The 24,385-nt window shown below is 73.8% G+C and carries 25 protein-coding genes, 1 tRNA gene, 2 pseudogenes and 1 riboswitch; of the genes and pseudogenes, 18 read left to right on the top strand and 10 right to left on the bottom strand.

The window, feature by feature from the left end:
- Positions 1-265 precede the first annotated feature (265 nt).
- Together aceE and BLW63_RS23475 are read left to right on the top strand one after the other, a co-directional pair.
- A complete protein-coding gene (gene aceE / locus BLW63_RS23480) occupies positions 266-3,079 on the top strand; it encodes a pyruvate dehydrogenase (acetyl-transferring), homodimeric type (RefSeq protein ID WP_091161713.1) in 2,814 nt (937 codons plus the stop codon).
- Positions 3,080-3,096: 17 nt separating this feature from the next.
- Complete coding sequence (locus tag BLW63_RS23475; RefSeq protein ID WP_244522761.1) at positions 3,097-4,050, top strand: FAD-dependent oxidoreductase; 954 nt, start codon at positions 3,097-3,099, stop codon at positions 4,048-4,050.
- 111 nt (positions 4,051-4,161) lie between these two features.
- Here the strand turns inward: BLW63_RS23475 and BLW63_RS23470 are convergent, their stop codons facing one another.
- From BLW63_RS23470 to BLW63_RS23460, 3 genes are all read right to left on the bottom strand, one after another.
- A complete protein-coding gene (locus BLW63_RS23470) occupies positions 4,162-5,367 on the bottom strand; it encodes a M20 metallopeptidase family protein (protein ID WP_091161710.1) in 1,206 nt (401 codons plus the stop codon).
- Between the two features lie 65 nt (positions 5,368-5,432).
- Positions 5,433-5,978, bottom strand: coding sequence for a pirin family protein (locus BLW63_RS23465; protein ID WP_091161707.1), 546 nt, complete (start codon positions 5,976-5,978; stop codon positions 5,433-5,435).
- On the bottom strand, positions 5,975-6,682 hold the full coding sequence (locus BLW63_RS23460) for a phosphatase PAP2 family protein (protein WP_244522760.1): 708 nt from the start codon (positions 6,680-6,682) through the stop codon (positions 5,975-5,977). Before BLW63_RS23460 ends, BLW63_RS23465 begins: the two co-directional genes overlap by 4 nt.
- A 46-nt stretch (positions 6,683-6,728) precedes the next feature.
- Between BLW63_RS23460 and BLW63_RS23455 the strand changes: the two genes are divergently transcribed.
- The 6 genes from BLW63_RS23455 to BLW63_RS23430 all read left to right on the top strand — a co-directional run bounded on the left by BLW63_RS23455 (position 6,729) and on the right by BLW63_RS23430 (position 13,715).
- Entirely contained in the window at positions 6,729-7,907 is a 1,179-nt protein-coding gene (locus tag BLW63_RS23455; RefSeq protein ID WP_091161704.1) for a PucR family transcriptional regulator, read from the top strand.
- Between the two features lie 334 nt (positions 7,908-8,241).
- Positions 8,242-9,444: an acyltransferase domain-containing protein gene (locus tag BLW63_RS23450; RefSeq protein ID WP_091161700.1), complete on the top strand. Its 1,203-nt coding sequence runs from the start codon at positions 8,242-8,244 to the stop codon at positions 9,442-9,444.
- On the top strand, positions 9,441-10,409 hold the full coding sequence (locus BLW63_RS23445) for a beta-ketoacyl-ACP synthase III (protein WP_091161697.1): 969 nt from the start codon (positions 9,441-9,443) through the stop codon (positions 10,407-10,409). The genes BLW63_RS23450 and BLW63_RS23445 overlap by 4 nt, the downstream gene beginning before the upstream one ends.
- A 75-nt stretch (positions 10,410-10,484) precedes the next feature.
- On the top strand, positions 10,485-10,724 hold the full coding sequence (locus BLW63_RS23440; protein ID WP_012949533.1) for an acyl carrier protein: 240 nt from the start codon (positions 10,485-10,487) through the stop codon (positions 10,722-10,724).
- A 153-nt stretch (positions 10,725-10,877) separates the two neighbouring features.
- Positions 10,878-12,119: a beta-ketoacyl-[acyl-carrier-protein] synthase family protein gene (locus tag BLW63_RS23435; RefSeq protein ID WP_091161694.1), complete on the top strand. Its 1,242-nt coding sequence runs from the start codon at positions 10,878-10,880 to the stop codon at positions 12,117-12,119.
- Between the two features lie 183 nt (positions 12,120-12,302).
- Complete coding sequence (locus BLW63_RS23430; protein WP_091161692.1) at positions 12,303-13,715, top strand: acyl-CoA carboxylase subunit beta; 1,413 nt, start codon at positions 12,303-12,305, stop codon at positions 13,713-13,715.
- Between the two features lie 188 nt (positions 13,716-13,903).
- Here BLW63_RS23430 and BLW63_RS23425 read toward each other — a convergent pair whose 3' ends face one another.
- The 3 genes from BLW63_RS23425 to BLW63_RS27125 form a co-directional block, all read right to left on the bottom strand.
- Positions 13,904-14,404, bottom strand: coding sequence for a DUF3145 domain-containing protein (locus BLW63_RS23425; protein ID WP_091161689.1), 501 nt, complete (start codon positions 14,402-14,404; stop codon positions 13,904-13,906).
- A 375-nt stretch (positions 14,405-14,779) separates the two neighbouring features.
- Complete coding sequence (locus BLW63_RS27130) at positions 14,780-15,268, bottom strand: GGDEF domain-containing protein (protein WP_170856944.1); 489 nt, start codon at positions 15,266-15,268, stop codon at positions 14,780-14,782.
- Positions 15,199-15,798, bottom strand: a complete 600-nt coding sequence (locus tag BLW63_RS27125) for a hypothetical protein (RefSeq protein ID WP_170856943.1) — start codon at positions 15,796-15,798, stop codon at positions 15,199-15,201. Before BLW63_RS27125 ends, BLW63_RS27130 begins: the two co-directional genes overlap by 70 nt.
- A gap of 169 nt (positions 15,799-15,967) precedes the next feature.
- On the opposite strand from BLW63_RS27125, the gene BLW63_RS23415 reads away from it, so the two are divergent.
- Entirely contained in the window at positions 15,968-16,876 is a 909-nt protein-coding gene (locus tag BLW63_RS23415; RefSeq protein ID WP_091161772.1) for a maleylpyruvate isomerase N-terminal domain-containing protein, read from the top strand.
- Positions 16,877-16,938: 62 nt separating this feature from the next.
- On the opposite strand, the gene BLW63_RS23410 is transcribed toward BLW63_RS23415, so the two are convergent.
- Positions 16,939-18,153 carry a M23 family metallopeptidase gene (locus BLW63_RS23410; protein WP_091161684.1) on the bottom strand — a complete coding sequence of 405 codons (1,215 nt, stop codon included), beginning with the start codon at positions 18,151-18,153 and terminating at the stop codon, positions 16,939-16,941.
- Between the two features lie 11 nt (positions 18,154-18,164).
- Positions 18,165-18,331, bottom strand: a riboswitch (cyclic di-AMP (ydaO/yuaA leader).
- A 467-nt stretch (positions 18,332-18,798) separates the two neighbouring features.
- On the opposite strand from BLW63_RS23410, the gene BLW63_RS28275 reads away from it, so the two are divergent.
- The 8 genes and pseudogenes from BLW63_RS28275 (at position 18,799) to BLW63_RS23385 (ending at position 21,766) form a co-directional block, all read left to right on the top strand.
- Complete coding sequence (locus tag BLW63_RS28275) at positions 18,799-19,014, top strand: hypothetical protein (RefSeq protein ID WP_244522759.1); 216 nt, start codon at positions 18,799-18,801, stop codon at positions 19,012-19,014.
- 60 nt (positions 19,015-19,074) lie between these two features.
- Positions 19,075-19,140 (top strand): annotated as a pseudogene (locus BLW63_RS28710) (hypothetical protein); the annotation flags it as partial.
- Between the two features lie 56 nt (positions 19,141-19,196).
- Positions 19,197-19,898, top strand: a complete 702-nt coding sequence (locus BLW63_RS28270) for a substrate-binding domain-containing protein (protein WP_244522758.1) — start codon at positions 19,197-19,199, stop codon at positions 19,896-19,898.
- Positions 19,899-19,932: 34 nt separating this feature from the next.
- Positions 19,933-20,006 (top strand) — tRNA-Ile (locus BLW63_RS23400).
- Between the two features lie 229 nt (positions 20,007-20,235).
- Positions 20,236-20,367, top strand: coding sequence for a hypothetical protein (locus BLW63_RS28805; protein ID WP_342028721.1), 132 nt, complete (start codon positions 20,236-20,238; stop codon positions 20,365-20,367).
- Between the two features lie 285 nt (positions 20,368-20,652).
- Positions 20,653-20,811: pseudogene (locus tag BLW63_RS23390) on the top strand (IS5/IS1182 family transposase); the annotation flags it as partial.
- A gap of 167 nt (positions 20,812-20,978) precedes the next feature.
- Entirely contained in the window at positions 20,979-21,494 is a 516-nt protein-coding gene (locus BLW63_RS26405; protein ID WP_139263767.1) for a hypothetical protein, read from the top strand.
- A 29-nt stretch (positions 21,495-21,523) separates the two neighbouring features.
- Positions 21,524-21,766, top strand: a complete 243-nt coding sequence (locus BLW63_RS23385) for a hypothetical protein (RefSeq protein ID WP_091161678.1) — start codon at positions 21,524-21,526, stop codon at positions 21,764-21,766.
- Positions 21,767-21,926: 160 nt separating this feature from the next.
- Here BLW63_RS23385 and BLW63_RS23380 read toward each other — a convergent pair whose 3' ends face one another.
- Both BLW63_RS23380 and BLW63_RS23375 read right to left on the bottom strand, forming a co-directional pair.
- A complete protein-coding gene (locus tag BLW63_RS23380) occupies positions 21,927-22,508 on the bottom strand; it encodes a dihydrofolate reductase family protein (protein ID WP_091161675.1) in 582 nt (193 codons plus the stop codon).
- A gap of 67 nt (positions 22,509-22,575) precedes the next feature.
- On the bottom strand, positions 22,576-23,415 hold the full coding sequence (locus tag BLW63_RS23375) for an AraC family transcriptional regulator (protein ID WP_211517263.1): 840 nt from the start codon (positions 23,413-23,415) through the stop codon (positions 22,576-22,578).
- 251 nt (positions 23,416-23,666) lie between these two features.
- On the opposite strand from BLW63_RS23375, the gene BLW63_RS27120 reads away from it, so the two are divergent.
- The gene (locus BLW63_RS27120) at positions 23,667-23,837 is read left to right on the top strand and encodes a hypothetical protein (RefSeq protein ID WP_170856942.1); all 171 of its coding nucleotides are present in this window, start codon (positions 23,667-23,669) and stop codon (positions 23,835-23,837) included.
- Between the two features lie 255 nt (positions 23,838-24,092).
- Here BLW63_RS27120 and BLW63_RS23370 read toward each other — a convergent pair.
- Positions 24,093-24,385 (bottom strand): GNAT family N-acetyltransferase (locus BLW63_RS23370; protein ID WP_091161668.1); only part of this gene is annotated, 293 nt, incomplete at its 5' end.

The following is a 24,385-nucleotide window of genomic DNA, read 5'->3' as shown; positions in this document are numbered from 1 at the left end:
AGCGCGGCCAGGTGTGGGGGGCGCAACGAACGGCAGCCGAGCAGGACACGACCAGCGGGAGGTCTCCCCCGCAGCCCGGCCATGTCACCCCTTTCCGCCCGCACCGGTCCGCCTCGGTCGTCCGAGGCCACGGCCGGCGTAGGCGGAAGCGTAGGCCATGCCTGGTCAGGTGCAAGTGTGTCGAGGAGCTTCCCTCGACGTCCGCCGTCCCGCCTGGTGAGCGTCGGGCGTGACGCGCACCCCACCCGCGGGGGACGATGGGCCCATGAGTGCTCCGCAGCAGCCGGGCGGCGACCCCGCCCGCGACGCCGGCAACGAGACCGGACGGGCCCGCGCGGTCATCACCGACGGGCTCCCCAGCCAACTGGTCGACACCGACCCCGACGAGACCGCCGAGTGGCTGGAGTCGCTCGACGCCGTCGTCGACCACGCCGGTCGCGGCCGGGCTCGCTATCTCATGCTGCGCATGCTGGAGCGCAGCCGCGCGCAGCAGGTCGGCGTGCCCGCCCTGCGCAGCACCGACTACATCAACACGATCCCGCCGGAGCGGGAGCCGTGGTTCCCCGGCGACGAGCACGTCGAGCGCCGGATCCGCTCCTACATCCGCTGGAACGCCGCGATCATGGTGCACCGGGCGCAGCGTCCGGGGGTCGGCGTCGGCGGCCACATCTCCTCCTACGCCTCGTCGGCCTCCCTCTACGAGGTCGGCTTCAACCACTTCTTCCGCGGCAAGGACCACCCCGGCGGCGGCGACCAGATCTGGTTCCAGGGCCACGCCTCCCCCGGCATCTACGCCCGCGCCTTCCTCGAGGGCCGGCTCACCGAGCAGCAGATGGACGGTTTCCGCCAGGAGGTCAGCCACCCCGGCGGCGGGCTGTCGAGCTACCCGCACCCCCGGCTGATGCCGGAGTTCTGGGAGTTCCCCACCGTCTCGATGGGCCTCGGCCCGATGAACGCCGTCTACCAGGCGCGGTTCAACCGCTACCTGCACTCCCGCGGCATCAAGGACACCTCCGACCAGCACGTGTGGGCCTTCCTGGGCGACGGTGAGATGGACGAGCCCGAGTCGCTGGGCGTGATCGGCCTCGCCGCCCGCGAGGAGCTGGACAACCTCACCTTCGTCATCAACTGCAACCTGCAGCGGCTCGACGGCCCGGTGCGCGGCAACGGCAAGGTCATCCAGGAGCTGGAGTCCTTCTTCCGCGGCGCCGGGTGGAACGTCATCAAGGTGATCTGGGGCCGGGAGTGGGACCCGCTGCTGGCCGCCGACCGCGACGGCGCGCTGGTCAACCTCATGAACCAGACGCCGGACGGCGACTACCAGACCTACAAGGCCGAGGACGGCGCCTTCGTCCGCGAGCACTTCTTCGGCCGGGACCCGCGCACCCGCAAGCTCGTGGAGAACATGAGCGACAAGGAGGTCTGGGACCTCTCCCGCGGCGGGCACGACTACCGCAAGGTCTACGCGGCGTTCAAGGCGGCGGTGGAGCACAAGGGGCAGCCCACGGTCATCCTCGCCAAGACCATCAAGGGCTGGACGCTCGGCAGCCACTTCGAGGGCCGCAACTCCACCCACCAGATGAAGAAGCTGACCGCGGAGGACCTCGCCGGCTTCCGCGACCGGCTGTACCTGCCGATCCCCGACGAGCAGCTCGACAAGACCCTGCCGCCGTACTACAAGCCCGACCCGGACTCCGACGAAATGCAGTACATGCTCGAGCGGCGCCGGCAGCTGGGCGGCGCGGTGCCGCGGCGCCGGTCGGAGTTCAAGACGCTCAAGGCTCCCGAGGACAAGGCCCTCGACGTGCTGCGGCGCGGCTCCGGCAAGCAGGAGGTCGCCACCACGATGGCGTTCGTCCGCCTGCTCAAGGAGCTGCTCAAGGACAACGAGCTCGGCCCGCGCTTCGTGCCGATCATCCCGGACGAGGCCCGCACCTTCGGGATGGACTCCCTCTTCCCGTCGCAGAAGATCTACAACCCGGCCGGCCAGCGCTACACCTCGGTCGACCGCGAGCTGATGCTGGCGTACAAGGAGTCCGAGCAGGGCCAGATCCTGCACGAGGGCATCAACGAGGCGGGCTCCACGGCGTCGTTCACCGCCGTCGGCACCTCCTACGCCACGCACGGCGAGCCCATGGTCCCGATCTACATCTTCTACTCGATGTTCGGGTTCCAGCGGACCGGCGACTCCTTCTGGGCGGCCGCCGACCAGATGACCCGCGGCTTCGTCCTCGGCGCCACCGCCGGCCGGACGACGCTCAACGGCGAGGGCCTCCAGCACGAGGACGGCCACTCGCTGCTGCTCGCGCACACCAACCCGGCCGTCGTCTCCTACGACCCCGCCTTCTCCTACGAGGTCGGGCACATCACCAAGGACGCGCTGGCCCGCATGTACGGCGACGACCCGGGCGCGCCGCTGGGCGGCTCCCGCTCGCCCGACGTCATGTACTACCTGACCGTCTACAACGAGCCGTACAACCAGCCGGCCGAGCCCGAGGACCTCGACCTGCAGGGACTGCTCGCGGGCATGTACCGCTACGCGCCCGGCCAGGGGGACGGCCCGAAGGCGCAGGTGCTGGCCTCCGGCGTCGCGGTGCCGTGGGCGCTGCGCGCGCAGGAGCTGCTGGCGAACGACTGGGGCGTGTCGGCCGACGTGTGGTCGGTGACGTCGTGGAACGAGCTGCGGCGGCAGGCCGACGCGGCCGAGGAGCACAACCTGCTGTACCCGGAGGACGAGCCGCAGGTCCCCTACGTGACCCAGCGGCTGCAGGACGCCCCCGGGCCGGTCGTAGCGGTGTCGGACTGGATGCGCGCGGTGCCCGACCTCATCGCGCCGTACGTCCCCGGCGGGATGGCGACGCTGGGCACCGACGGGTTCGGCCTCTCCGACACCCGTCCGGCGCTGCGGCGGCACTTCCACGTCGACGCCGAGTCGGTCGTCGTCCGGGTGCTGGCCTCGCTGGCCCAGCGCGGCGAGGTCGACCGCGACGTCGTCCGCCAGGCGGTGGAGAAGTACCAGGTCCGCGACGTGCAGGCCGCGCCCGAGGAGGAGCGGTCCGACCCGAGCCCGGCCACGTAAGGGCGGGCGCCCTGCCCATGCCCGCCGCCGACGACGGCCGCCGTGAGGTGGCCGTCGTCGGCGGCGGCGTGGTGGGGCTGACCTGCGCGCTCGAGCTCGCCCGCGCCGGGCACCGGGTCCGGCTGCACACCGCCGACCCGCTGGAGGCCACCACCTCCGCGGTGGCCGCGGCCATCTGGTTCCCCTACCGCGCGGCCCCCGCGGACGCCGTGCTCCGGTGGGGCGCCACCTCGCTCGGCGTCCTCACCGGGCTGGCCGACGACCCCGCGACCGGGGTGCGGCTCCGGTCGGGCACCTTCGTGCACCGCACATCCGAGCCGGACCTGTGGTGGACGCCCGGCGTGGCCGACGTGCGTCCCGCGACCGCGGCGGAACTCCCGCCCGGCGCGCCCGCGGGCACCCGCTGCACGCTGCCCGTGGTGGACACCGGACGGTACCTGCCGTGGCTGGCCGCCGCGTGCGCCTCGGCCGGGGTGCGGACCGTGCCCGGCCGGGTCGCCGCGCTCGACGACGTGCCCGGCGACGTCGTGGTGGTGGCCACGGGGCTGGCCTCGGGGCAGCTCCTCGGCGACGACTCCTGCGTGCCCGTGCAGGGCCAGGTGGTGCGGCTGGCCGACCCGGGCCTCCCCGGCTGGGTGCTCGACGACCACCACCCCGAGGGGCTGACCTACGTCGTCCCCCGCGGCCGGGACGTCGTCTGCGGGGGCACGGCGGTGGAGGGCGCCACCGGCACGGAGCCCGACCCGGAGGTCGAGGCCGCGATCCTGCGGCGGGCGTGCGCGCTGGTCCCCGCGCTGCGCGGGCAGCCGGTGCTGTCGCGGGCGGTGGGCCTGCGGCCGGGCCGGCCCACCGTCCGGCTGGAACGGCTGGACGTCGATGGGCGGCCGGTAGTCGCCTGCTACGGCCACGGCGGCGCCGGCGTCACCCTCTCCTGGGGCTGCGCGGCCGAGGTCGCGTCCCTGGCCTGGTGAAGGACCTCGTCCTCCCCTTGAAGGACCCCCTTGCCCCCCGTCACTCGCACGCTCGCGACGGGTCCCTGCAAGGGGGCCGTCAGGGCTCGGGGCGGTGCCCTGGACGGAGCCTCAGCCGGCCAGGACCCCCAGCGCCATCGCGGCGTACAGAGCGGCCCCGGCGGGCAGCACGTCCTCGTCGAAGACGACCAGGTTGGAGTGGTTGCCGGCGGCGGTCGCCGGGTCGGCCCCGGGCGGGCCGGCGCCCAGGAACGCCATCGCGCCGGGCACCCGCTGCAGCACGTAGGCGAAGTCCTCGGCGCCCATGAGCGGCTCGGTGGCGAGCACGCTGTGCTCCCGGCCGACCAGCCCGCCCGCCACCTCCAGCACCCGCGCCGCCACCTCGGGGTCGTTGACCGTGACCGGGTAGCCCTCCGCGTGCACGAAGTTGACCTCCATGCCGTGCGCGGCCGCCACGTGCGTGGCCACCCGGCGCACCGAGGCGACGACGTCGGCCCGCCGCTCCGGCGACAGGGTGCGGATGGTGCCCTGCAGGTAGGCGGTGTCCGGGATGACGTTGTCGGTCGAGCCGGCCACCAGGTTGGCCACCGTCACCACCGCCGGGTCGAACACCGGGGCCCGGCGGGTGACCATCGACTGCAGCGCCAGCACGATCTCCGCGGCCACCGGCACCGGGTCGGCGGCCGCGTGCGGCATCGAGGCGTGGCCGCCCCGGCCGCGCACGGTGACCTCCCAGTGGTCCGCGGCGGCCATCATCGGCCCGGGCCGCACGCTGACCACCCCGCTGGGCTGATTGGCGAACACGTGCAGCGCGAACGCCCCGGCCACCGGCGCCTCGGGGACGGCGTCCAGCAGCCCCTCGTCGAGCATGTACCGCGCCCCGTGGAAGCCCTCCTCGCCCGGCTGCAGCATCAGCAGGACCTGGCCGGTGATCTCGTCCCGGCGCTCGGCCAGCAGCCGGGTGGCACCCAGCAGCATCGCGGTGTGCAGGTCGTGCCCGCAGGCGTGCATCGCGCCCGGGATCTCCGAGGCGAACGGCAGCCCGGTGTCCTCGTGCACGGGCAGCGCGTCCAGGTCGGCGCGCAGCAGGTACGTGGGGCCCGGCCGCTCGCCGCGCAGCACGCCGACCACCGAGGTGGTGCTCGTCCCCGTCGTCACCTCCACGGGCAGCGGGGCGAGCTCCTCGAGCACGGTGGCCTGGGTGCGCGGGAGGTGCAGCCCGATCTCCGGGGTGCGGTGCAGCCGGCGGCGGAGGTCGACGGTGCGGTCGGCGTCGGCACGGGCGGCGGCCAGCAGGTCCGCGGCGGGGGTCGGCATGCCGCCACTCTTCCCCAGCACGCCGGCGGTTACAGCCCGACCCCCGGCGGCACGGCTCGCGAGCCCTACTCGAGCGCCCAATCGGGGCGGGTGGCGTCCAGCTGCCAGACCACCGCGGTGACGGGACCGGACACCGGGCCGCCCGCCTGCTGCTCCACGCGGGTGCTCCCTGGGCCGGCCAACACGAGCAGCCCGGGCGGCACGGTCGCCGACGTCCCACCCGCCACGGTCTCGACCCAGAGCCGGGCGGCGGGCCGGCCGAGGTCGACCCAGCCGTCCGCGTTCGCGTGCACCTCGTGCGAGGGGCCGTCGTCCGGGCGGGCGCTGCGCAGGTAGATCTGCAGGACGTGCGTGCCGTCGTCGCCGGCGACCTCGTCGTGCTCCAGGCCGGTGCCGGCACGCAGGACGGCGACGTCACCGGCGACCAGGACCGCGCCGCTCCCCCACGCGTGCCGCAGCGAGCCGGCCAGCACCACGGCGACGACGTCGACCGCCCGGTGCGGGTGCCGCCCGTAGCCCGCGCCGGGCGCTAGCCGGTCGTCGGCCAGCCTGAGCAGCGGGCCCAGCGAGCCATCGCCGGGCTCCAGCAGGACGTTCGAGTCCAGGGTCACGATCCCTCCCGGGGTGGGAGCCCGCCGCGGCCGCCCGGCAGCGCGTCGAAGGCGACCGCCACCAGCAGTGTCCAGGACAGCCCCAGCGCCCAGCCGCCGACGACGTCGGAGAGGAAGTGCACGCCCAGCCACATCCGGGTCAGCCCCACGAGGGCGACCAGGCCGAGACCGGCCGCGAGGGCGAGCCGGCGCTGCCGCCCGGTCAGCCGCGGCCAGGCCAGCACGAGCGCGATGGTCACCAGCGTGGCGATGCCCGACGAGTGCCCGCTGGGATAGCTCAGGCCGTCATAGCTCGCCCCACCGTTCTCGAACGCCGGGCGCACCCGGCCGAACGCCTCCTTGAGCAGCACGGTCACCGGGCCGACCAGCACGTTGGCCACGACCACCCAGCCCGCCGTCCGCCACGCCCTCCGCGTGCCCAGCCAGAACAGCACGGGCAGCGAGACCAGCACCCGGAACCACGTCACGCCCGGGGTGGTCAGCACCTCCAGCAGCACGTCCGTGGCCACGGCACGGTCGTCGCCGGCGTAGAGCGCGCGGCTGACCGCCTCGTCCAGCCGGACCTGCGGCGCCCAGCCGGCCAGCACTCCGGCACCGAGGGCGAACAGCACCGCGACCCCCGCGCCGGCGGCCGCCAGCGCCCGCCGGACTCCCGTCCGCCGGAGGTCCCGCCGCAGCTCCGTTCCTCCCCGCTCCTCGGCCACCCCTCCCACTCTCCCTGACGGCGCGCCGCGTGCCACGCTGGCCGCTGTGTCCGACCGGGTCAGCAGGCGTCCGCCCTCCGCCGCCACGCTGCGGCGGCTGGAGCGCGCGTCGGGCTCGCTGTCGACCCGTGCCGTGGCCCGGATGGACGACGAGCTGCCCTGGTTCCGCACCATGCCCGCCGACCAGCGCTCCTGGGTGATGCTGGTCGCGCAGGCCGGCCTCGCCTCGTTCGTCGAGTGGTGCCGCAGCCCCGATCGCCGGCCGCGGCTGACCGGCGAGGTCTTCGGCGCCGCCCCGCGCGAGCTGGCCCGCGTCGTGCCGCTCAAGCACACCGTCGACCTGGTGCGGGTGACCGTCGAGGTGATGGACGACTTCGTCGGCACGGTCGCCGAGCCCGGGGACGCCGATGTGCTGCGGTTGGCGGTGCTGCAGTACAGCCGCGAGGTCGCCTTCGCCACCGCCCACGTCTACGCGAGCTTCGCCGAGAGCCGCGGCGCGTGGGACGCCCGTCTGGAGGCCCTGCTGGTCGACGCCCTGGTGCGCGGCGAGAGCCCCGAGGAGCTCTCCGGCCGGGCCTCGGCGCTCGGCTGGGCGGCGATGAGCCCGGTGACGGTGCTGGTCGGCGCGGCGCCGCCGGACGGCGACGTGCACGCCGCCTGCCGTCGGGCCGCGCGGCAGGTGCGCAGCGAGGTGCTCGTCGGTGTGCACGCCGACCAGCTGGTGGTCGTGCTGGGCGGGTCGCCGGACCTGCAGTCGGCAGCCGAGCGGGTCAGCGACGAGTTCGGCCCCGGCTCGGTGGTCATGGGACCCGTGGTCGACGGCCTCGGCCGGGCCGGCGACTCGGCCGCCGCCGCGCTCGCCGGGCTGCGGGCGGTGCGCGCCTGGCCGGGCGCACCCCGCCCCGTGGCGGCCGACGCGCTGCTGCCCGAACGCGCCCTGGACGGCGACCCGACCGCCCGCGCGACCCTGCAGGAGCGGATCGCCGTGCCGCTGCAGGCCGCCGGCGGCGAGGTGCTCGAGACGGTGCGGGCGGTTCTGGCCAGCGGGGGCAACCTGGAGGCCAGCGCCCGCGCGTTGTTCGTGCACCCCAACACCGTCCGGTACCGGCTGCGGCGGGCCACCGAGATCACCGGGGTGGCGACCTCCGACCCGCGCGGGAGCTGGACCGTGCGGGTCGCCCTCGCCCTCGCCGCCCTCGACCAGGACCGCTCGCTCTGGCACTGAGAGAGGACCCCGGCCTCCCCACCGCGGAAGGACCCCGCCCTCCCCACCCTTCGTAAAGGACCTCCCTGCCCCCACCGCTCGCAAGCTCGCGGCGGGACCCTGCAGGAAGGCCGGCGGGACCCGGGACGGGGCCTCGCGGCGAGCTTCTGCACGGGGCCACGGCGGGGCCTGCCCGGAGGCCACCCCGACCCCGCACAGTGCAGTTCCCACCACGACGACCCGCGCAACGCCCCCCGCAACGCCGGTGCTGTTGTGGGAACCCTCCAAAGACCAGCGGTGGTCTTTCGTGTCGTTCGCCACCGCGTCACCTCCCGTTCTCTGACACGGTGAGGAGGTGCTGGCCGTCCTCGCCCCTGGACAGGGTGCGCAGAAGCCCGGGATGCTGAGCGATTGGCTCGAGCTCCCCGGGGCAGAGTCCTTCTTCCGCTGGGCGGGTGCCATCGCCGACGCCGACCTGCTGGCGCTGGGCACCACCGGCGACGCCGAGGCGATCAAGGACACCGCGGTCACCCAGCCGCTGGTCGTCGCGATGAGCCTCTTCGTCGCCCGCGAGCTGGGCGGCCTGCCCGGCCCGGTGGCGCACACGCCGCAGACCGGCCGGGACGTCGTCATCACCGGGCACAGCGTCGGGGAGCTCACCGCGGCCGCCCTGGCCGGGGTGCTCAGCGTCGAGGCGGCGATCGCGCTGACCGCCGTCCGCGGCCGGGCGATGGCCCGCGCCTGCGCCCTGACCCCCACGGGGATGTCCGCCGTCCTCGGGGGCGACCCCGACGAGCTGACCGCGGCGCTGGAGGCGCACGGGCTGGCGCCGGCCAACATGAACGGCGGCGGCCAGGTCGTCGTGGCCGGGCCGCTCGAGGGCCTCGCAGCGCTCCGGGCCGACCCGCCGGCCAGGACCCGGGTGGTGCCGCTGCCGGTGGCCGGCGCCTTCCACACCCGGTACATGGCGCCCGCCCGGGCCGAGCTCGAGGGGCTCGTCGACGGCCTGCGCCCGGCCGAGCCCAGCCGGCTGCTGCTGTCCAACGCCGACGGCGCCGCGGCGACCAGCGGCCGGGAGGTGCTGTCCCGACTGGTCAGCCAGGTCACCAGCCCGGTCCGGTTCGACGCGTGCCTGGCGACCATGCGCGACCTCGGCGTCACCGCGGTCATCGAGCTGCCCCCCGCCGGCGCGCTGGCCGGGCTGGCCAAGCGCGAGTGGAAGGACAGCGACATCGAGGTCCTGGCGGTGAGCAGCCCCGCCGACCTCGACCGCGCCCGAGCCCTCATCGAGGCCGAGCGCGGCCGCCCCGAGGCCGACCACCTGCCCGACTGGCGGGTCGTCGTCTCCCCCGTGCGCGGCACGGTCAGCCCCGCGGCCGTCGCCGAGGGCACCCGCCTCCCGGCCGGCACCCCGCTGGGCCGCGTCCGCAGCCGCCGCGCGGAGGCCGACGTGTCCGCGGGCTACGACGGCGTCCTCGCCGAGTGGCTGGTCCAGGAGGGCGACCTCGTCGACGCCGGCGACCCGATCGCGCGGCTCTACCCGGAGGTGCAGGCATGAGCGGGCTCCAGCTGACGGCCGGGGCGGCCGGCGCGCGCATCCTCGGCTTCGGCAGCTACCGGCCGCGCCGCCGGGTCACCAACGACGAGCTCGCCCAGACCATGGACACCAACGACGAGTGGATCCAGGCCCGGGTCGGGATCGCCGAGCGCCGCTGGGCCGAGCCCGACGAGACGCTGCTGGAGATGAGCGCTGCCGCCGGCGGCAAGGCGCTGGCCGCCAGCGGCCTGGACGCCTCCGAGGTCGACCTGGTGCTGCTCGCCTCGGCCAGCCTCCCGCGGCCCATCCCCGGCCTGGCGCCCGAGGTCGCGCACCGGCTCGGCGCCCAGCGCCCCGGGGCCTTCGACCTCAACGCCGGCTGCGCCGGCTGGTGCTACGCGCTCAGCGCCGCTGCCGACGCCATCCGCAGCGGCTCGGCGCGCAACGCCCTGGTCATCGGCGGCGAGCGGCTGACCGACTACACCGACCTCACCGACCGCACGACCGCGGTGATCTTCGCCGACGGCGCGGGCGCCGCCGTCCTGGGGCCCTCGGACAGTCCCGGCGTCGGGCCGGTCGTCTGGGGCAGCGACGGCGACCAGTCCAGCGCCATCGCCATCCCGGAGGGCGAGAAGGCGATGAGCATGGCCGGCCAGGCCGTGTACCGCTGGGCCACCACCCGGCTCACCGCCACGCTGCTGACGGCCATGGAGCGCGCCGGCGTCGGCCCCGAGGACATCGACGTCTTCGCCCCCCACCAGGCCAACCTGCGCATCGTCGAGCTGATGGCCAAGCGCCTCAGACTGCCCGAGCGCACCGTCATCGCCCGCGACATCGTGCGGTCGGGCAACACCTCCTCGGCCTCGGTCCCACTGGCGCTGTCGGCGCTGCTGGAGTCCGGTGAGGCCAAGAGCGGTGACATCGCCCTGCTCCTGGGGTACGGCGCCGGTCTCACCTTCGCCGGCCAGGTCGTCGTCCTGCCCTGACCGGCATCACAAACCCCGGGCCACAGGGGCCCGACGGCGGGAGTCCCCCGCCCCACCCGAGAGAGAGGACCGCGCGTGAGCGAGGACATCCAGACCGGACTGGCCGAGATCCTTGAGGAGGTCGCGGGCGTGGCGCCCGCCGACGCCACCCCGGAGAAGTCGTTCACCGAGGACCTCGACGTCGACTCGCTGTCGATGGTCGAGATCGCCACCGCGGTCGAGGACAAGTTCGGCGTCGCCATCCCCGACGACGAGCTGGCCAACATCAAGACCGTCGGCGACGCCATGAGCTACATCCAGAAGAACAAGGCCTGAAGTAAGGACCCCCCTGCCCCCCACCGTGCAAGGACCCCGTCCACCTCACCCCTCGCGAGCTCGGGGCGAGCCTCGGGACGGGGCCGGCGGCGGGACCCTGCAGGGGGGCCACACCCCCGGCCCTCCGGCCGGACGTCCCAGGAGGAACCCGTCATGAGCACGTCCGTCGGCGACGTCGTCGTCACCGGTCTCGGTGCCACCACGCCGCTCGGGAGCGACGTCGCCAGCACGTGGGACGCACTGCTGGCCGGGAGGTCGGGGGTCAGCCGGATCACCGACGACTGGGCCAAGGAGTTCCCGGCCCAGCTCGTCGCCCGGCTGGCCGCCGACCCGGCCGGACAGCTCGACCGCGTCCGCGCCCGCCGGCTCGACCGCAGCCAGCAGGTGGCCGCGGTCGCCGCCGAGGAGGCCTGGCGCCACTCGGGGGCCGCCGACTCCGGCGTCGCCCCCGAGCGGGTGGCCGTCGTCTTCGGCACCGGGATCGGCGGCGCGCTGACCCTGCTCGGCCAGGACGACGTCCTGGAGGAGAAGGGCCCCAAACGGGTCTCGCCCTTCACCATCCCGATGCTCATGCCCAACGGCCCGGCCGCTGCGGTCGGGCTGGCCATCGGCGCCAAGGGCGGCGTGCACGCACCCGTCAGCGCCTGCGCCTCCGGCGCCGAGGCGATCCGCTGGGGCCTGGACCTGCTGCGCTTCGACCGCGCGGACGTCGTGCTGGTCGGCGGCGCGGAGGCCTGCGTGCACCCGCTGCCGATGGCCGGCTTCGCGGCGATGCGGGCGATGAGCACCCGCAACGACGAGCCCGAGCGCGCCTCCCGGCCGTTCGACAAGGCCCGCGACGGGTTCGTGCTCGGCGAGGGTGCGGCCGCGCTGGTGCTCGAGCGCGGCGACTCCGCCCGTGCCCGCGGCGCCCGCGTCCACGCCCGGCTGGCCGGCGCCGGCGGCACCGCCGACGGCTACGACCTGGTCGCCCCGCACCCCGAGGGCGAGGGTGCCGGCCGGGCGATCGCGGCCGCCGTCCGCGACGCCGGGCTCACCTCGGCCGACATCGGCCACGTCAACGCGCACGCCACCTCGACCCCCGTGGGCGACACCGCGGAGGCCGCGGCCATCCGGGGCACGATCGGCGAGCACACCCTGGTGACGGCGACCAAGAGCCAGACCGGCCACCTGCTCGGCGCGGCCGGGGCGCTGGAGTCGGTCTTCACCATCCTCGCGCTGCGCGAGCAGGTCGTCCCCGCGACGGCCAACCTCGACGACCCGGACGACGACGCGGCCGTGCAGGCCCTCGACATCGTCCGCCGCGAGCCGCGGCGCGCGCAGTTCGCCGCCGCCGTCAACGACTCCTTCGGCTTCGGCGGCCACAACATCGCGCTGGTGTTCACCACCGCCTGAGAGAGAAGGACCCCGCTGCCCCCGCCGTAGCAGGACCCCGTCCACCTCACCCCTCGCACGCTCGGGGCGAGCCTCGGGACGGGGCCGGCGGCGGGACCCTGCAGCGGGGCCACTGCCGCCCGGGTCGGCCGCGTGCCTGCCCGGGCCGTCCTCGCACCCCCGCGTCCGGCCCGGAGAGGTCCCATGACCACGCTGCACGCCGTCCCCCCGACCACCGCCGTCGACCCGCGCGACCCCGAGGACCGGCTGTCGCGCTTCTTCGACGCGGGCTCGATGTCACTGCTGGCCCCGCGCGACACCTCCGGCGTCGTGGCGGCCCGGGGCACGGTGTCGGGCACGCGCACCATCGCCTACTGCACCGACGCCACGGTCATGGGCGGCGCCATGGGCGTCGACGGCTGCCGGCACATCGTCGACGCGATCGACACCGGCCTGCGCGAGCGGGCACCGGTCGTCGGGGTGTGGCACTCCGGCGGCGCCCGGCTGGCCGAGGGCGTCACGGCCTTGCACGCGGTGGGCGAGGTGTTCCAGGCGATGGTCCGCGCCTCGGGACGGGTGCCGCAGATCTCGGTGGTCCTCGGCCCGGCCGCCGGCGGGGCCGCCTACGGCCCCGCGCTCACCGACCTGGTGATCATGGGCCCGGCCGGCCGGGTCTTCGTCACCGGCCCGGACGTCGTCCGCTCGGTCACCGGGGAGGACGTGGACATGGAGAGCCTGGGCGGGCCGGACACCCACGGCCGGCGCAGCGGCGTCGTCCACGTGGTGACCGACTCGGAACAGGCGGCGCTGCAGACCGCCCGGCAGGCCGTCGACCTGCTCGCCGCCCAGGGCGGGTTCGCCCCGGCCGGCGACGAGCCGGACGTCGACCTGCGGGCGCTGCTGCCCGAGCAGGCCAACCGCGCCTACGACGTGAAGCCGCTCGTCGCCGCCGTCCTCGACGGCCCCGCCCTGGAGCTGCACCCGCGCTGGGCGCCCAACGTCGTCACCGCGCTGGGCCGGCTCGCCGGGCGGACGGTCGGCGTGATCGCCAACAACCCGCTGCGGCTGGGCGGCTGCCTGGACTCTGCCTCCGCGGAGAAGGCGGCCCGCTTCGTGCGGATGTGCGACGCGTTCGGCGTCCCGCTGGTGGTGCTCGTCGACGTCCCCGGCTACCTGCCCGGCGTCGGTCAGGAGTGGGATGGCGTGGTGCGCCGCGGCGCCAAGCTGCTGCACGCCTTCGCCGAGGCGGTGGTGCCGCGGGTGACGCTGGTGACCCGCAAGTCCTACGGCGGCGCCTACATCGCGATGAACGCCCGCGCGCTCGGCGCGACGACCGTCTTCGCCTGGCCCGGGGCCGAGGTCGCGGTCATGGGCGCCCGGGCCGCCGTCGGCATCCTGCACCGCAAGAAGCTGGCCGCCGTCCCGCCCGGCGAGCGCGAGGCGCTGCACGCCGAGCTGGCCGCCGAGCACGAGCGGATCGCCGGTGGCGTGAACCGGGCCCTGCAGATCGGCGTGGTCGACGAGGTGGTCGACCCCGCCCGGACCCGGCAGCGGCTGGCGGCGGCACTCGCGGCGGCGCCGCCCGGCCGCGGGGCCCACGGCAACATCCCGCTCTGAGCGCACGCGACCGGGCCCGGCACCTCCGCTGAGGTGCCGGGCCCGGTCGGCGAGAGCCAGGTCGTCCGGACGCCGCTTCCCCGACGACGTCCGGACGACCGCTGTGAGCCTACGACGAGGGGTGGGGGGCCGCCGCCCGGTCGTGGCCAGTTCGTGATGAAGAAACCCGTGCCCTCGGGACGGGGCCGCTAGACGACCTGGTGGAGCCAGGTGACCGGGCTGCCGTCGCCGGCGTGCCGGTAGACCTCGAGGTCGGCGTCCCAGGCCGCGCCGAGCAGCTCGTCGACGCCGTGCCGGAACGCCTCGATCGACGTGGCGTGGGCCGCGAGGTTGCGCAGCTGCTGCTCGCTCACCACGAGGTCGCCGTTGGCGCTCGTGGGCGCGCGGAAGACGCCGTAGCCGGGCACGTACGACATGCGCTCGCCGTCGTTGCCGTAGCTGGCCTCTTCGGTCACTTCGAAGCGCAGCATCGGCCACGCGCGCAGGGCCGCGACGAGCTTGGCGCCCGTCCCGGGGGCCCCGGTCCATGCGACCTCGGCGCGGTAGGAACCGTGTGCCGCGGGCTGGTCGGCCCACGACAGGGAGACCGGCGCGCCGATGACGCGCTCGAGCGCCCACTCGACGTGCTGGCAGAGCGCCTTCGGGCACGCGTGCACGAAGACGACACCCTGGGTAGACCGTCGCTGCACGAGGCACCTCCATCGACTCGATCGGTCTCGTCTTCCCCAACGGACGATCGATTCGGTGACAGGCTGTGTTCGGCGATCTCGGACCAGGGGTCCCGGGGACAGTGTGCACGATGGTCACCCGATCGCGCCAGTGCGGGCGGTACAGATGAGTCCGATGTGACGGGACGGTCACGCCGCCTGCGCCTCCGCGCTGGTCAGCGGCGGTACTGCACGGTCATGGACGCGGTGGACGCATCCACCCTCACCCCACATCCCGTCCACAGGATCTCCCCCGTGGGTCCACAGCCCATGACCACATGATCGGGGCAGTATCGGAAAGCGCTCACGCTGCGTAGCTACCATCCTGGCGCGGGACCGGCTTCCACCGCCTCGGCGTCAGCCGGCGCCCTTGGCCAGGTACATGGCCTGGTCGGCGCGGCTGAGCATCTCGTCCCCTTCGTCGCCGGGCCGGACGTCGGTGGCGCCGACGCTCGCGGTGAACCCGGTGCCGGCGCCGGCGACGGCCACGGCCTCCCGCAGCCGGGCGGCCAGCGCCTCGCTGCCGCCCGCGTCCGCCGCCGCGAGGACGGCGAACTCGTCGCCTCCCAGCCGGGCGACGGTGTCGGTCTCCCGGACCACGCCGCCGAGCGCGGCGGTGACCGCCCGCCGGACGGCGTCCCCGACGGCGTGGCCCGCGCCGTCGTTGACGCCCTTGAAGCCGTCCAGGTCGACCAGGCAGACGACCCAGGCGGCCTCAGCGCCAGCCGCCGCGCGGTCCAGCCGCTCGAGGAAGGCCCGGCGGTTGAGGCACCCGGTTAACGGTCGGTCGCGGCGAGCACCTCGGAGGTGTGCAGCAGCAACTGCTGCCGCTCGTAGGACTCCCAATGATCCTCCGAGGCCATGGCGCAGAGCACCGTGCAGGTGGCCATGACGACGGCGATGAAAGACGCCGAGGAGTCCAGGCTGCTGCCGGTCACGCAGACCAGGTAGGCCCCGGTCATAACGGCGCCCATCGCGACCACGCCCCACGGCGGGTAGGCGACCGCCATGAAGCCGAGGGTGATGAACAGCAGCGCGAACAGCGGGCTGCTCGTCCCGCCGTCCACCCGGCTTGCGGCGGCGACCAGCCCGGTGACCGCGAGGCTCCACCCGTAGAAGAGCAGCCTGCCGCGGCGGTCCCGGACCATCTGCGCGACGGGCAGGACGAGCAGCAGCGGCGCGGCCAGGACGGCGCTGCCGGCGAGGGCCAGGAGGACGGCGGTGCGCGTGGCGGTGCCCGGGGTCACGAGCGCGTACGCGACGACGGCGAGGGCGGAGACCTCGGTGAGGCCGACGCCCAGGCGCACGTGGCGCACCCAGTAGGCGGCGCGGTCGTCATCGGCGGCCAGCTGCCGGTACAGGGCGGCGTGGAGCACGGCACGGCGACCCCGCGCCCCGTCACGGCGAGGAGAGCGGCGGTCCGCGGCCGGCCTGCCGTCCTTGGCCCCACCATCGACGTGGAGTGACTCCACCTTGACCGGGCTCACCCCGGGGGTGGAGACCCACGCCACGCCTGCCGCCGTCCCTCACGGGTACGAGGCGGCCATGGCGCCGAGCGGGGACACCCAGCACCGCGGGATGGCCGACGCCGGCCGCGACACCGTCGGGCCGATGATGCTCGGCGCGTGGGACGCCTTCCTCGAGCAGGCGGCGGCCGTCGACCTCGGGCGGCCGACCCGGCTGCCCGAGTGGCGGGTGCACGAGGTCTGCGTGCACCTGGGCCTCTGGGACGACCACGCCGCCCTGCCCGACCTGATCGCCTCGGCTCGGGCCGGCGGGCTGGGGACGCCGCCGGCCGTCGACGCGACGAACGCGCGGGTGACCGCCGCCCACCGGGACGCCTCCCGGGAGGAGGTGCTGGCCGCGCTGCGCCGCAACCGGGACGCGACCGCCCGGTACCTCGCCGAGGAGCCGGCGGAGCTCGACACCGCACCGGCGGTGGCCGTCGTCGGCCGGCTGCCGCTGCTGAGCGTCGTCCTGGGGCAGGCCTACGAGCTCGCTGTGCACGGCCTGGACCTGGTCCCCTGCGGCGCGGCCCCTCCCCCGCCCGCGGTGCTGCAGTCCGGGCTGGCCGCACTGGCCGACGTGACCGGCGCCCTGGCGGCGCGGGAGGGCGTCATCGGCGGGGCGACGCTGGCGACGCCGGAGGGCGGCTGGACCTTCGCCGCGGACGGCGCCGGCTGGACGGTGCGCCGGACCCCCGCGGGCGACGTCCGTGGCACCGCGGTGGAGGCCCCGGCGGACCTCCTGCTGGAGGCGGCCTCCGGCCGGGTGAACCCGGTCGCCGCGCTGGCCCGGCGGCGGCTGCGGGTCCACGAGCTGGGCGGTCTGCTGGCCCTGGCGCCGATCGTGCAGTCGGCGCCGGGCATCCCCGGCGGCCCGATCCTGGCGCTGGCGGCGCAGACCCTCGGCGGTGTGGGCGGGCTGGTGGGCCGGCTGCGCGGACGGCGGTAGACGCGACGCGGCCGCCGGGGGTGCACTCCCCCGGCGGCCGCGTCGGTGTGGCCGGTCCTCCCTCAGCAGGCGCCGCCCAGCGAGATGCCGCGCGACTGCAGCCACGGCATCGGGTTGACCCGGCTGGCGTAGAGCCCGCCCTGGTGCACCTCGAAGTGCAGGTGCGGCCCGGTGGATTGGCCCTTGTTGCCGACGTCGGCGATGTGGTCACCGGCCTGGACGACCTGGCCGGCGCTGACGAAGAACTGGTTGACGTGCCCGTAGAGGGTGATCTGCCCGTCGCCGTGCTGCACGTAGACGGCCTGGCCGAAGCCGCTGGCGGGCCCGGCCTGCAGGACGACGCCGTCCTCCGGCACGTAGATCGGGGTGCCGATGGGCGCGGCGATGTCGACGCCCTGGTGCATGGTCCCCCAGCGCGGGCCATAGCAGGAGGTCACGCGGCCGGCGGTCGGCATGCCGGACGTGCTCGAGGCGCTGGCCAGTGTCTGCTGCTGCTGGGCCTGGCGGGCGTTCCACGCGGCCGCGGCGTCGGCAGCGCCCTGCGCGGCGAGCAGCCGCTCGCCGGCCAGGCGGAGTTCCTCGTCGAGGCGGGCCTTCTCCGCCGCGCGGGCGTCGTAGTCGGCCTGCGCCCGGGCGAGGTGCTCGTTGGCGGCGCGCTCGGCCTCGTCGGCCTTGCGGGCGAGCTCACCGAGCTGCGCGACGGCGGCCCGGGCGGCGCGGTCGGCCTCCTCGACCCGCGCCTGGACGGTGAGGAACTCCTGCAGCCGGTCGGCGCGGTGGTCGCCGAGCTGCTCCATCGTGGCGGCCTGCTGCAGCAGCTCGGTCGGGCTCTGCGCGTCGAGGATGAGCTCGAGGTCGCCGTAGCGCTCGTCGGCGCCCATGTAGGCCTCGCGGCCGAGGTCGGCGATGTCCTCCTCGGCCCTGGCGACGTCGGCCTGGGCGGCGGCCAGCTCCGCGGCGGTTCGCTCGGCCTCGGCCTGGCCGTGGGCGAGCTGGGCGCGGGCGACGAGGGCGGCGTCGGCGGCGGCTTCGGCCTCGATGGTCATCCGCTGGAGCTGCTCCTCCGCCGCCTCGACCTGCTCCTCGATGGCGGCGACCTGCTCCTCGAGCGAGGCCTGCTCGGAGGTGGCGGGCGCGGCGCCGGCCACGACGGGCGTGCCGGCCAGGAGCCCGGCCACCGCGGTGGCGACGAGGACGGCTCGGCGCGGTGCACGGAGGCGGCGGCGCGGCGGGGCGGCGCAGGGCAGCACGGTGTTCTGGCGGTGCAGGGTCGCCAAGGCGACTGTTCTCCCATCCTCGCGACCGCCTACCGAGTTAGCTGACGGGTTCGGGCCGGACGGCGCCCTACCCGCGCGCGCAGCACCTGCGCACGCAGGACTCACCCCAGGTGTTCGGTGGGTCCCCGGTCCGCCTCGGCCCCGCATCGGGACGTCGGCGGTTCGGCGGTGGCCGCGCCGAGGCCCTCGGTTCCCGAGGAGCTGAGCCCGGCGAGGCCGTCGGGGAACCTACACGGATCTCCGGCCCGGGTCACGATCGGGTAACGCAGCCGGAGTGCCGCCTTGCGGTCCGACACCTGCATCCACTACCGGGCGTCAAGGACCGACTGCGGAGCGGTGACGGGTGTGGTCACCGAGATGGGTGGGGTGACCTGCACGGACGGGCGAACCGGCGCGGATTTCCCCCTCCGGATGGGGCGTACACGTCGACTCGGACAGATCCCACTGAGATCTCGGCCACACCGAACGGCTGTGGACGCCGTCGGGCCGTCGTCCACAGGCCCCTCCGCCGGGCGCGGGACCCGTGTAGCGCCGCCGCCGGGTGCCGGTCGGTGGGGCCCGGGGCGACGCCTAGGGTCGCGCGGCGGACGCCCGGACGCCCGGACGCCCGGCGCGAGCGCGGGGCCGGAGGTCGGGAGGACGCGGGTGTCGGCCCGGAGGAAGCTCGCCGCTGCCGTCGGGGTCGCCGCGGTGGCCGGTGCGGCGGTGGCGCTGTCGCAGTACGTGCCCCCGAACGAGCGCGGCCAGGGCGCCGTGGCCGCCGGTGACCTCGGCGGCGCCCTCGTGGGCGCCGGGGCGAGCAGCCAGCAGGCGGCGATGCAGGGGTGGAGGCCGGGTACTCGGCTGTCCAGCCGGGCGTGACCGTGGACTACGACTCCCGTCGGCTCCGGCGGCGGCCGCGAGCAGTTCCTCGCCGGTGGCATCGACTTCGCCGGCTCGGACGCCTCGCTCGACGAGGAGGATTTCGTCACCGCCCGCGAGCGCTGCGGCGGCGAGGTCTTCGACCTGCCGAACTACATCTCGCCGATCGCGGTCGTGCTCAAGTGCCCGGCATCGAGGACCTCGCCCTCTCCCCCGCCACGCTGGCCCGGGTCTTCGCCCGGCAGATCTCGACCTGGGACGACCCGGCGATCGCCGCGGACAACTCCGGCGTCGCCATGCCCGCCCTGGCGATCACCCCGGTGAACCGGTCGGACGGGTCCGGGAGGACGGAGAACTTCACCGAGTACCTGGCCGCCGCGGCCGGAGAGGCCTGGCCGTTCGGGCCCGACGGCGAGTGGCCGGTGGAGGGCGGCGAGTCGGCCCAGGGCAACTCCGGCGTGGTGGCCGCCGTCGCCGGTGGTGCGGGAACCGTCGGCTACGCCGACCTCTCCCAGGCCGGGGAGCCGGGGGTGGCCCGCATCGGCGTCGGCGAGGAGTTCGTCGCGCCGACCCCGGAGGCCGCGGCCGCCGTCGTCGAGCGGCCCGAGCCGCTGCGCGGCCGTGGCCCGTACGACTTCGCCCTCGAGCTCGAGCGGACGACGGCCGAGTGTGGCAGCTACCCGATCGCGCTGGTCAGCTACCACCCGGGCTGCCTGGCGTACGAGGACGCCCCGACCGCCGAACTGGTCGCTGACTTTATGACGTACGTGACGAGCGAGGAGGGCCAGGCCGCGGCCGCCGAGGTCGCCGGCTCCGCGCCGATCTCCGATGCCCTGCGGGGCCAGGCCCGGACGGCGATCGACGCCATCGGCACCGCGTCCTGAGGCGGCTCGCGCATCTGGCAGGCTGGGACACCGCGGGGCGGTAGCTCAGCCGGTCAGAGCATGGGACTCATAATCCCTGGGTCGTGGGTTCGAGCCCCACCCGCCCCACCGGCAAAAGGCAGGTCAGCGGCTTGGTACATGATTGTCGATCTTGACGACCGAGCCCCGTGCCCACACGGTGCCCACACTTCGCCGTCCCAGCCACCGAGCAGGTCCTCGCGGATCCGCTCGGCCTGCACCGTGACGGCTGAGCCGCTGGCCTCGACCTGCTGCGTGGCCCGTTCGGCCACGAGGGACGACGTCCGGCATCGGGCCTCAAGGCTGGGAACTCGCCGGCGTGGCCGGCGTCGAGCGCGACGACCTCGCGCAGCCGGTCGCGCATAGGCTGCAACAGGGCGAGCCGGTCCAGGCAGCGCTGCTCCGCCGTCCACGCCTGATGCAGCTCAGCGAGCACCTGCTCGAGCGGTGAGGTGGGGCATAGCGAGCGGCCCCGGCGGCGGCGAGCTGCGCGGCATGGCCGGGGTCGAGGTCGGCGCGGTCGCGGCCGAACACGGCGATCCACTGAGCCCGGGCCTCGGCCAGGTCCTCGGCGATCAGGTGGGCGGTGTTGGCAGTGCGACCGCGGGTCATCCCGACGTAAGCCGACGCCGCGCCGGTGTGCTCGCCGATCACCACGTGCGCCGCCGCGACGGTGGCACCCTGCACCCGGATAACCTCACCCCTCACCCCTCACCCCTCACCCCTCACCCTTCACCAGCTCATCGACTGTCTGCGCGCCCAGGGCGAACGCGCGATCGCACTGCTCACGCCCCGCTGGAAGGCGCTCAACCGCATCCGATTGTGCCCTCAGCGAAGCGGCGTCATCGCCAAAGCGGCACTCGTCCTGACCACCGCCGAACGACCAATCCGTTGAGACAATTTCACTGGATGAGGATGACCAGATGACCCTGCACCACAAAGCAGAACGGCTCGCTAAGGAGACATTCCTGGGCGGTCTCGTGAAAGATTTTGAGAGAGTTGGACGGCTTCAACTAATCACTTTGCTGCGCGTCGGGCTATATCCGCAGTCCAAGATCCTGGATGTTGGTTGCGGCTGCTTGCGTGGCGGGTATTGGCTCATTCACTTCCTGGCTTCCGGTCATTATGTGCGGGATCGAGCCCAACCGGGCGATGCTGGAAGCGGGTTTGCGCCATCTGCTCGAGCCCGAGGTGCTGCGGACCAAGGAGCCGCGGTTTGATCATAACGCATCCTTCGACGCCTCGGTATTCGGTGAGAACTTTGACTTTTTTCTGGCACGCTCGATCTGGACGCATGCCTCCAAGGGACAAATTGCACAGATGCTGGATTCGTTTGTCACCAATAGTGCCAGAGGGGCCGTATTCTTGACTTCCTTCCTACGGGCAAGATGGCCTATCTTCCCGGATTATATGGGTAACGAGTGGGTCGGCAAGAGCCATGAATCATCCAGACGAGGACTAGTGTTCCATCGGCTTGGCTGGATTCGAACCGAATGTCGTCAACGCGGGCTAAGGGTTAGCAAGTTGAAGACGGAGCGCTATAATGGACAGGTTTGGCTGAAAATCACAAAGGCATGACCACGCGCGACCAGTCTTCAGCCTGAGCCTTGCAGGTCGTTACCCATGAGACAACGTCCTTCACCACCCCGCACTTCGACGGGCACAGCTCGCTGCTGGTGCAGGCGAACCGGCTCGGGGGGATCGCCATGCAGATTTTTGCCCAACTGGTGCAGGACGCCTGGCTTGCCCAGGCCTCAGCTCGCCGGAGAGCCGCCTGGCTTGCGGTGCACGGCACCACGCCGATCTCGGACTCGGACCCGACGGACGGCAACCTGCGGACCATCTCCTGATCGCGCGCCAACCGGGGTCGCGTTCGTAGGGACGGGCCCGACGGTCACCGCAGGTAGCGGATCGTGGCCGTCCCTTAGTACCGCCCTTAGGGACAGGCCGGAGATCGCAGCCGCCGTCACCGCATACGGATCGTCGCGCGGACGCGCGCACGGGGATCGGTCAATGGCGCACCCGATAGCGCAGGTGAAGCACTCGGTTGCCCTGAATCACCACGTCAGGATCCTCCAACAGGTGCTGCGCGTGGACCGACCCGAAGAAGCGCTTGCCGGACCCGAACACAACGGGGACGACGTCCATCCGCACCTCGTCGACATGACCCGCGGCAAGGAATTGGCTGCCGACGTCTCCGGCCGCGACCTCGACAGTGCGACCACCCGCGAGCTCCCGCGCCTTGGCCACCGCTGCCTCGATGCCGTCGACGAAGTGGTAGGGCGCCTCGGGGTCCCAGCCCTCGGGCGGCGGCCGGTGGCTGACGACGACGACGTGGTCGACCCCAGCCGGCGGCGTCCCGTCCCAGCCGTCGGTGATGTCGAAGACATGGCGCCCGGCGATGGTCACCGCGATCTCGTCCCAGTACGGCCGGACGTAGTCGTAGGAGGCCTGCGACACCTTCAACACACCGCTCCCGTCCAACGCGACCTCTCCGCTGACCAGCCACTCGAACAGCGGCCCGGGGTCGTCGTTCTCGGCTGCGATGAAGCCGTCGACCGACACCGACGCGTACATGACTACCTTGCTCATGGGACTCCTCTGATGGGATGTGTCCCCGAAGTCTGCGGCGCGTCGAGCTGTTCGCTCTTGTAAGAAATCAATCGGCCGGCAACGGCCAGCCGTCGAGCACGTGGCCGGGATGCTCGCGCAGGAAACGCCTCCGGACCTCGACGTACCGGGTCGGCGTGAAGCCGGTGAACTCCCGGAACTCGTGACCGAAGTGCGCCTGGTCGAAGTAGCCGGCGCGAGCGGCGAGGTCTGCCCAGTCGATCGGTTCGGCGGGGTCGATGGCGAGCACGGTGGTGGAGAAGCGGTGCGCCCGGGCCAGCCGCTTCGGCGTGACGCCGATGATCTCCTTGAACCTTCGCGCCAGATAGGTGCTGCTGACACCTCCTGCCGCGATCAAGTCGCCGATCGACACCGTCCCACCGGTCGCCGCGATGGCGGTGCTCACGTGGCGGACCAGATCCAGACCGTGGATCTCACTCAGCTGACTCATCAACGCCTCCTCGAGCAGCGTCAGCATCTGGTGGGGTTCGGCCGCCGTGGCCAGCTGGTCTCGCAGCTCGGCGATGGCGGGCCGGCCCCAGACCTGTTCGATCGTCGCCGACCGGTCACACAGCTCGGCCGCGGCCATCGGCAGGAACGGTGCCAGCCCCCACGGCTTGAAGTGCACGCCGACCGATCGGCTCGGGATCGGGTAGCCGAACTCCCACGAACGAGTCGGCGTGCTGACCACGCAGCCGTCGGCGTACTCGGCCGCCTCGATGTGCTTGCCCGCGCGGATGTGGAACGGCGCCTCGAGATTGACGATGAGCAGCGGTGCCGGCGCCGCTGGCAGCGTCAGCCGGCGGTACGGCGGCCTGCCCGCCAGGTAGTAGACGTCGTGGATCAGGTCGTCGAGCGGCGCGCGCGGCACTCTGGACACGTACTCCACGCCCACAGCATCGCCGACGCCCCATCGGGAACGGTCCAGACTGGGACGGCTTGTAGCAAGCGGCCCGGTGGTCGAAACAGGCGCCGTCCCCCTACAGGGTGTCGCTGAGTGTCGGCGGCGGCACGCAGCTGACGCCATCGCCGGCTAGGTCGGGTGGGAGCTTGGGCGGGAGGCCGGGCCCCAAACCATCCCGCCCCACACCGTCGTCCGCAGCGGTGGACGAAGGGCTCTCGCTCGAGGAGTCTTGCCGCATGAGGGAGAATCCGTACGCGATTCCGATCGAGGAATTGATTGCCAGCGCGCAGGTCGCACCCGAGGCGCAGATCGAGGTGCAGACCGAGCACCGAGCCGTCGTGCCCGATTGGGCAAACCCGGTCCATCCCTACGGCGACGAAATGTCCGGGGACGCGGATGGCGACTGACGAGACTCCGGGTCGAGGTGCCGACGCCGGGCTCCGGATGCGCGCGGACTGGTGTTCATCCGCGTCGGCGGAAAGCTTCCCGGGTATCGCATCGCAGTCAGCCCAGATGCAACCGGTGACGCGGCGACACTGAGGCCAAGACCTCCTGGATGCTCACGTCTCGTGGATGGGTGACAGCCTGCGACAACGATTGAGGGCAGGTCGGCTCCAGACCAAGTCTTATCCACCGCCCCGGTGAGCGATCCGCCAGCGGGACTAGCGGCAGACGGTCTTCTCGTAGCAGATGGTCGTGGGGTCGTCTTTGAAGTAGCCGTAGCACTCGATGCGTGACCACCCCGAACTGTCGTACAGCCGTAGTGCCTCCGGTTGTTGAGTGCCGGTCTCCAGGCGCAGCAGCTGGTAGCCGCGCGAGGCGGCCAGCTCCTCCACCCCCCGCAGCAGCAGACGACCAACCCGGAGCCCGCGTGTGTCCGGGGCGACGTACATCCGCTTCACCTCACCCACCGACTCGCTCAGCCGCCCGAGCGCGACACATCCCACCGGGCGCG

Origin of the sequence: Geodermatophilus africanus (assembly GCF_900107105.1) — a bacterium.
In the GTDB taxonomy this organism is placed as follows: domain Bacteria; phylum Actinomycetota; class Actinomycetes; order Mycobacteriales; family Geodermatophilaceae; genus Geodermatophilus; species Geodermatophilus africanus.
The sequence above is the reverse complement of the archived record's forward strand: the minus strand, read 5'-3'. Positions and strand labels throughout refer to the sequence as shown.

What these genes read in the sequence shown, in the direction of transcription:
- BLW63_RS23445 (WP_091161697.1), top strand. Translation starts at nt 9,441, where the DNA reads ATGAGCGGGCTCCAGCTGACGGCCGGGGCGGCCGGCGCGCGCATCCTC.
- BLW63_RS23435 (WP_091161694.1), top strand. Translation starts at nt 10,878, where the DNA reads ATGAGCACGTCCGTCGGCGACGTCGTCGTCACCGGTCTCGGTGCCACC.
- BLW63_RS26405 (WP_139263767.1), top strand. Translation starts at nt 20,979, where the DNA reads ATGTTGGTTGCGGCTGCTTGCGTGGCGGGTATTGGCTCATTCACTTCC.
- BLW63_RS23470 (WP_091161710.1), bottom strand. Translation starts at nt 5,367, where the DNA reads ATGCCGACCCCCGCCGCGGACCTGCTGGCCGCCGCCCGTGCCGACGCC.
- BLW63_RS23415 (WP_091161772.1), top strand. Translation starts at nt 15,968, where the DNA reads ATGGCGCCGAGCGGGGACACCCAGCACCGCGGGATGGCCGACGCCGGC.
- BLW63_RS23380 (WP_091161675.1), bottom strand. Translation starts at nt 22,508, where the DNA reads ATGAGCAAGGTAGTCATGTACGCGTCGGTGTCGGTCGACGGCTTCATC.
- BLW63_RS27120 (WP_170856942.1), top strand. Translation starts at nt 23,667, where the DNA reads ATGAGGGAGAATCCGTACGCGATTCCGATCGAGGAATTGATTGCCAGC.
- aceE (WP_091161713.1), top strand. Translation starts at nt 266, where the DNA reads ATGAGTGCTCCGCAGCAGCCGGGCGGCGACCCCGCCCGCGACGCCGGC.
- BLW63_RS23430 (WP_091161692.1), top strand. Translation starts at nt 12,303, where the DNA reads ATGACCACGCTGCACGCCGTCCCCCCGACCACCGCCGTCGACCCGCGC.
- BLW63_RS23475 (WP_244522761.1), top strand. Translation starts at nt 3,097, where the DNA reads ATGCCCGCCGCCGACGACGGCCGCCGTGAGGTGGCCGTCGTCGGCGGC.